Source organism: Caballeronia choica, from assembly GCF_001544535.1.
Classification (GTDB): domain Bacteria; phylum Pseudomonadota; class Gammaproteobacteria; order Burkholderiales; family Burkholderiaceae; genus Caballeronia; species Caballeronia choica.
Genome location: NZ_FCON02000250.1, coordinates 1 through 7037, shown reverse-complemented (window position 1 = coordinate 7037; position 7037 = coordinate 1). Strand labels below are relative to the sequence as shown.

Sequence of the window (7037 nt, the reverse complement as noted above, 5' to 3'; positions counted from 1 at the left end):
TGTGCCCGAAGGGGCTCAATCCCACCAAGGCGATCGGCAAGATCAAGGAATTGATGGTGCGCCGTGCTGTCTGAGATAAAGGCGAGCGGCCGGCGTCGCCGGCCCGCACCTTTGGACAGGCGTCGTCAAACGCTTGCCTGGATGGTCAGCTAAGCTATCGCTTGACCGGACGTCGGCGCAACATGCCTGCCGGAACCGGTTCATATGAACCCATTCGATCGAACGGTCCCGGCGCTGGGATTCCGTGAATCCATCAAGCGAATCCCCCACCGCACCGTACGCGCGCTGTACCGGCTATTGCATGAATCTGGGGTCCGCCCAGAGAAGCCTCGATCGTGATGCCCGCACGCGGCAGCGTCGACCTGTCAGGCACCTTGCTCCACGGTGATAGCGTCCATGACCGTGGCGAGAATCATCGCTTCGATGTTTCGTGGTGCAGGCTTGGCAAGCCTGGGTCGATACACGGCATCGCCTGTTGCAATGGGTTGTCCGCTCAACGCGCAAACTCCGGCTTTCTTTGCGATGCGGCGCCGCCAGAGTTGTTCGCCGTAGCAGCAGGAAGTCGCGTCGCTCCATGCAACCGTTGCCGAGTTCGGTCCATTGCGCTCAAGAACCCGGATCGCACATTTCGAGAAGCAGCCTTCGCCGTGTATCGCGCGGTGGCGACTGGACGCTATCGGGCGCCGTAATTCACCTTCGCTCGCAGGGAGCGCCATCGTCGAATGCCACGTCGTGTCTGCTTCGAAGGGAGCTTGCATGATGCGGTTCCTCGATTTTCGTTAGACAAACGAGAGCTTCGGCGATTGACCTGGTCAGCGACAAGAAAGCTCCATGACATGACCAGACGACCATCGTGTATCTTCCCGTCGGCCAGCGACGTTGAGTTCCGGAGACGATGCCGCGTGCAATCGATGCGACGTGCCGGACCATAGCTGACGCTCGACTTCGGCTTGAATGAATGTGGATGCGTCCGGGTGTGGGCGAGAAGAGGAACCCGAGTGCAGATGTCCATCAGGCGCTGCCCATCGATGTGGGCGACGCACTCAGCGCCCAATTTACATCGTTGAAAATCGCTGCGACATTACATATTCATGTAATGCGGAATGCTTCTTTCGGCGTTATCGTGACGAATTTGTACGCTGCGATTTTTCGGTGTGACCGACTCATATGATGCAACCTCGCCGACCTCCTTCGGGCCAGGTTTGCTTCCAACAATAGAGACGACCTTGAAACGGCACATGCCACTTGCCCCACTTTTTGCCCCATCGGCCAAAGGCAGAAGTTCAAAGCATGCAATCGGCGCGGCAGCGATTGCCGCGATCCTGTTGTCGGGGTGCGTGAATTCGCCGTCGATCAACGTGCTCGGCGCATACTTTCCCGACTGGCTGTTCTGTATCGTCGCGGGCGTCGTGCTCACGGTCGTCATCCATGTGATTCTCAAGCGCTTGCAGGCCGACCATCTGATGGGGCCTTCAGCCGTGGTCATTCCCACGCTTGTCGTTTTCCTTTCACTGGCTGTCTGGTTGATCCTGTTCCAGCATTGAATCTCCACAGGTCGAGGTCATGGCGACGCCTTCCAGCGGGACAAAGAAGAGAGCATGGCCGGCCATCATCCTGGTCGTGGCGACGCTATTGCTGGCGGTGTTCGTCATCCGCGAACTTGACCGGACGCCACGCACCGACGACGCCTATGTCTATGCGGATACGATCGACGTCGTGCCCGAAGTCAACGGGCGCATCGTCGAGATGGCCGTGCGCGACAATCAGGCGGTGAAGCAGGGCGACCTGCTGTTCCGCATCGATCCGCGTCCGTACCAGGATGCGTTGACGCGCGGGCAGGCGTCCCTCATTGCGCTCGACCGACAGATCGAACTGACCCAGCGCACGGTCAACGCGCAGCAATACAACGCGCAGTCGGTGCGGGCGGCCGTCGAGCGCGCGCGAGCGGCGGCCGGTCAGGCTGCCGATACCCTGCATCGCATGGAGCCGTTGCTGTCGCACGGTTATGTGTCGGCGGAGGACGTCGACCGTGCGCGCACTGCCCAACGCGCCACGCAGGCCGAACTCAGCGCCGCGCAACTGCAGGCGCAGCAGGCGGCAGCGGCGGTGAGCGGCGTGGATGCGCTGGTCGCACAACGTGCCGTGGTCATGGCGGAGATCGCGATTGCCGAACTGAACCTGGAGTATGCGACGGTGCGAGCACCGTTCGACGGCCGCATCGTTTCGTTGAAGACATCGACGGGCCAGTTTGCAACCGCGCTCAAGCCCGTCTTCACGTTGATCGATACGCGCCACTGGTACGTGGTCGCGAATTTTCGCGAGACGGAACTCAAGGGCATCAGGACGGGCACGCCCGCCACGGTCTACTTGCTGAGCGACACGGGCCAGCGCTTCCGGGGCAGCGTCGATTCGATCAGCTATGGCATCGCGCCCGATGAAGCCGGCCTTGCATTGCCAGGCGGCTTGCCGCGCATTCAACGCACGCTTAACTGGGTCCACGTGTCGCAGCGCTTCCCGGTCAAGATCAGGGTGGATAGTCCGAACCCGGATCTGTTTCGACTCGGTACGTCGGCGGTGGCCGTGCTGGAGCCCGGGCGCGGCAACGACGGCGAGCGCCATTGAGGAACGCCCATGGACGCCGCTGACTCCCTGCCCGTCACACTGCGCGACGCCGGCGCTTTTCTCAGGCGCGAGCTTGCGCCTTTCCCGGGTCGCGTCAACGTGATGCTGCGCTGCATGCTGACGAGCGCCATCGTGATCGTCGCGTCGATGGCGCTCGAAGTGCCGGAGCTTGCGCTGTCGCTGCTGGTGGTGTTCTACGTGACGCAAGCGAACGTGGTGCTCACGCGGCTGGTCGGCCTGATGTTCATGCTCGGATCGACGCTGGCCATCGGCCTGTCGATTCTGCTGCTCAAGTTTACGTTCGACTATCCGTTGCTGCGCATCGTCATCGCGAGCCTGCTGTTCTTCGGCAGCGTCTATCTGCTTCGCGTTCTCAGGATCGGCGTGGTGTTCTTCATCGTCGCCATCGTCGTGATCTATGTGCAGAGCTTCGTCGATCAGACCGATCAGGCCGACCTGCTGATCCGCGCGGTGTTGTGGGTGTGGGTCGCCGTCAATTATCCGATCGCGCTGACGATGGTCGTCAATACGCTGCTGTTGCCCGCCGAACCGCAGTTGCAGCTCAAGGCGGAAATCCATCGGCAACTCGCGGCGCTGGAAGCGCGCCTCACGCCACTGATCGACGGCACCACGGGCGCCGCGCCGATCACGCTGGCGGCTGTCCAGCAAGGTGCGCTCACGCTGCAGAAGCTGCTCAGGTTCACGACGATGCGTGATGCCCGCTATCGCGAGCATCAGGCGTCGCAACTGGCATGCATCGCGACCGTGTCGCGCCTGCATCGCGGCGCGAGCGAGTTGCCCGATACGTGGCCGGGCGCATCGGCGGCGCAACGCGCGATGTTGCGCGAGCTGCTTGCGAACGTCCGCGCACTCGACGAATCGGTGAGGGCGGCCGTGCCGTATCGCTACGTCAGCACGGCGACGCCAGAAGAACGCAATGCAGCCGACACGGTTCCCGCCGCAGGCGAGTTGCAGCGGGCGCTGCGTGCGTACGCGGATCTCGTCGCGAGCGGCGCGGAGCCCGGCAAGCCGCCCGCCAGCGAGCCGATGGTCGCGCCCGACGCGTGGACCAATCCCGCCTACATGCGCTTTTCGCTGAAGACGCTGCTTGCCGTTCTCGTCTGCTACGTGTTCTACAACGCCGTGGACTGGCAGGGCGTCCACACGATCATGCTGACCTGTTTGATCGTCGCGCTGCCGAGCCTGGGCGCATCGACGCAGCGTGCGTTGCTGCGGCTGACCGGGGCCGCCGTCGGCAGTGCGCTGGCGTTGTTCATGGTCGTGTTCGTCATTCCGCATCTCGACGACATCGTCAGCCTGTTGCTGATTACGCTGCCCGTCGTCGCGCTCGGGGCGTGGATAGCGGCGGGTTCGGAGAGGATCGGCTATGCCGGCCTCCAGTTGACGTTCACCTTCTCGCTTGCGCTATTCCAGCAGTTCGGCCCGACCACGAACCTCACTGAAATTCGCGACCGGATGGTGGGCATCCTGCTGGGCGTCGGCGTGGCGACCTTCGTGCAGATGTCGTTCTGGCGGGAAGGCGAGGGCGACGTCCTGCGGCAGAAGCTCGCCACGATGTTGCGCACGATCGCCGCACAGTTGCGCGCACCGCAGGCAGGCGCCGACGCGCGGGATGCGTTGCCGCATGCGCAGCGTCAGTTGCAGGCGTGGGCCGCGCTGGCCGATTGCGAGGCGACGCTCTCGCGTGTCGCGCTCGAGCCCGGATGGGAGGAAGGGGATCAGGCGCAACTGACACTGCGCGCGCAAACGGTTCTCGCGCAGGGGCGCGAGATCATGCTGGCGGGCGATGCGCTGCGCATCTCCCTGGCGGCGCAGGCGGGAACGTCGAGCGCACGAACGGTCGACGCCGTGCGTTCGACACAGGAACAGGCGTCCGCCGCGCTCAGCCAGTACGCGGATGCGCTTGCCGCTAACCCGCCCGACGCCTGCATGCCGCGTCGCATCGAAATCGCTTTGCAAGCCGACGAACTGGCCGGCGACCCGCTCCTTGCGGCAGCGGACGAACTGTCCCGGCAAGTCGCGGGTTTGCCGGACTGGCGCGCCGAGGCACCCGTCGCGGCGCCCTCATCAGAGGCCATACGAGCATGAAGGCGCGAACGGGTGTGCGTGATTGGCGATGGCGTCGAGGCTTGTTATGCGTCGCGTGGATGGCGTCCGTGATGCCGGGTTGCGCACTGATCCATCATGACGGCAAGCCTTATACCGAGATCGCGCCCGAGCAGATCAACCTCGCGAACGACATCCATCTCGCGCGCGACGGCTGGCCCGCTGCGCGCTGGTGGACGCGCTATCAGGATGCCCAGCTCGATGCGCTGATCGACCAGGCGCTCAGCAATGCGCCGACGATGGTGATTGCGCGCACTCGGGTTGCACAGGCCAAGTCGGATGTCGAGCTTGTCAGAACGGGATCGAGCCTTCAGGTGGTGGCGCTCGCCATGCTGGATCGCGAGCATGTGTCCGCGAACGGCTTTCTCGGCCCGTTCGCGATGAACGAACCGGCCTTGGGGCTGGACGGACCGTGGTACACCGAGGGCATCGTCGGGCTGGGCGCAAGCCTTAACGTCGACATCTGGGGCAAGCAGCGCGCGCAGATTGCCGCGTCGCTTGGCGTGAGCAATGCGCGGCTTGCCGAGACGTCCGCTGTCGAACTCGAAGTCTCGACCGATGTCGCGCAGCTTTACTATGGCATTCAAACGGCTTATCAGCTCATTGCATTGCTGAACGAATCGCATGAGGTCGCGGTGTTCGCCGTGCAAGCCCACGAAGCGCGGGCGGCGCGCGGCCTCGAAGCCCGCACTCTGGTCGAAGAAGCACGAGCGCAGCAACTGGGCATCGAGCGGCAGATCGTGTCGACAGAAGGGCAGGTAAAGCAGCTTCGCGAATCGATGCGCGCGCTGGTCGGCGCGGGACCTGATGGCCTGCCCGCCATCGAGCCCGTCGCGCTGCCGCGTTCGCAGGCGGCCTTGCCGGCGACGCTCTCGTTCGAGTTGCTTGCGCGGCGGCCCGACCTGCAGGCGATGCGATGGTATGTGGAGTCATCGTTCGACCGGATCGATGCGGCGAAGGCGGCGTTCTATCCGAGCTTCGACATCAAGGCGTTCTTCGGCTTCAACGCATTGCATCTCGCGGATCTTTTCACGCATGCAAGCCAGCAGATCAACCTGATTCCGGGCCTGTACTTGCCGATCTTCGACGGCGGCAGGCTCAATGCGAACCTGAGCGGCGCACGCGAGGGGAGCAACCTGTTGATCGAGCAGTACAACCAGGCCGTCCTCAACGCGGTGCGCGACGTCGCGCAGACGGGCAGCCGTCTTCAGGCACTTGATGCGGAGGCCGAGTTGCAGAAGCAACGGGTCGAATCGGTTGCGTTCGCGAGGGACAGTGTCGAGGCGCACTATCGGCGCGGGTTGACGAGCCAGCTCGCGGCGCTTGAGGCGCGTCAGCCCGTGATCGCAGAACGGGTTGCGCTGCTTACGCTCGATGGTCAAATGCTCGGGCAGGAGATTGCGCTGACGAAGGCGCTCGGGGGAGGGTATAGGGCCGAGAGGTGAGGCGCTGGCGCTTGGGGGTGTGGTTGGGGTGGGGTTGTTGTTTACACCGTTTGATGCGCTTGGGCTTCTATGGAACTTGTATTCTTTGCGGTTTATTAGCTCTGCCCCTGTCCGGGGCGGGACTCACTTTCTTTGCTGCTGCAAAGAAAGTAAGCAAAGAAAGCAGCTTTCCACCGCCAATGCTTGCCAGTCGCCGCCAGGCCGTTACGTCGGAGTGGTCCAACCGGGGGAGTGTCGTTAGCGGGGTTTCATCGTTGTTGGCATGTAGAAGAGGCACGGGCATCGCACCGCTATACGAAGTGGACCAGCAGTCATCCATCCAGCCTCGCGCTACGCGCTCACCCGTCAGGCAAAACTGAAACCCATCGCTACGTTGCTCGTTCGTGCTTGCTGCATGCTTCAATTCACAATCGCTAGCCAACCTGTCGTCGGGCACGCAGTGCCAGGACGGATGTATGACTGCTGTTCCACTCCCTGTCGCGGTGCGACGTGCGCGCCTCTTCTACATGCCAACAACGACGAAACCCCGCTAACGACACTCCCCCGGTTGGACCACTCGGACATAACGGGCTGGCGGCGCATGGCAAGGATTGGCGGTGGAAAGCTGCTTTCTTTGCTTACTTTCTTTGCAGCAGCAAAGAAAGTGAGTCCCGCCCCGGACAGGGGCAGAGCTAATAAACCGAAACAAATACAAGTTCCATAGAAGCCTGAGCGCATCAAACGGTGTAAACACCTCACCCCACCCCCAAGCGCCAGCGATCATCCATCCCGCCCCGGACAGGGGCAGAGCAAATAAACCAAAAACAAAGCAAGTTCAATAGAAGCCTGAGCGCATCAAACGGT

General features: G+C 62.8%; 5 protein-coding genes. 4 read left to right on the top strand and 1 reads right to left on the bottom strand.

Features of this window, described 5'->3' with window-relative positions; all coding sequences use genetic code 11:
* Positions 1–365: 365 nt before the first annotated feature.
* Positions 366–716, bottom strand: coding sequence for a DUF3331 domain-containing protein (locus AWB68_RS41400; RefSeq protein ID WP_235028801.1), 351 nt, complete (start codon positions 714–716; stop codon positions 366–368).
* Between the two features lie 522 nt (positions 717–1238).
* Between AWB68_RS41400 and AWB68_RS41390 the strand changes: the two genes are divergently transcribed.
* The 4 genes from AWB68_RS41390 to AWB68_RS41375 are packed head-to-tail and all read left to right on the top strand — an operon-like array spanning position 1239 to position 6194.
* Complete coding sequence (locus AWB68_RS41390; RefSeq protein ID WP_087649938.1) at positions 1239–1544, top strand: YtcA family lipoprotein; 306 nt, start codon at positions 1239–1241, stop codon at positions 1542–1544.
* Between the two features lie 19 nt (positions 1545–1563).
* Positions 1564–2622 (top strand): multidrug transporter subunit MdtN, encoded by a 1059-nt coding sequence (mdtN, locus tag AWB68_RS41385; RefSeq protein ID WP_087649937.1) that lies wholly within the window; start codon positions 1564–1566, stop codon positions 2620–2622.
* A gap of 9 nt (positions 2623–2631) precedes the next feature.
* Complete coding sequence (locus AWB68_RS41380) at positions 2632–4731, top strand: FUSC family protein (protein ID WP_087649936.1); 2100 nt, start codon at positions 2632–2634, stop codon at positions 4729–4731.
* The gene (locus tag AWB68_RS41375; RefSeq protein ID WP_087649935.1) at positions 4728–6194 is read left to right on the top strand and encodes an MdtP family multidrug efflux transporter outer membrane subunit; all 1467 of its coding nucleotides are present in this window, start codon (positions 4728–4730) and stop codon (positions 6192–6194) included. The genes AWB68_RS41380 and AWB68_RS41375 overlap by 4 nt, the downstream gene beginning before the upstream one ends.
* Positions 6195–7037 lie beyond the last annotated feature (843 nt).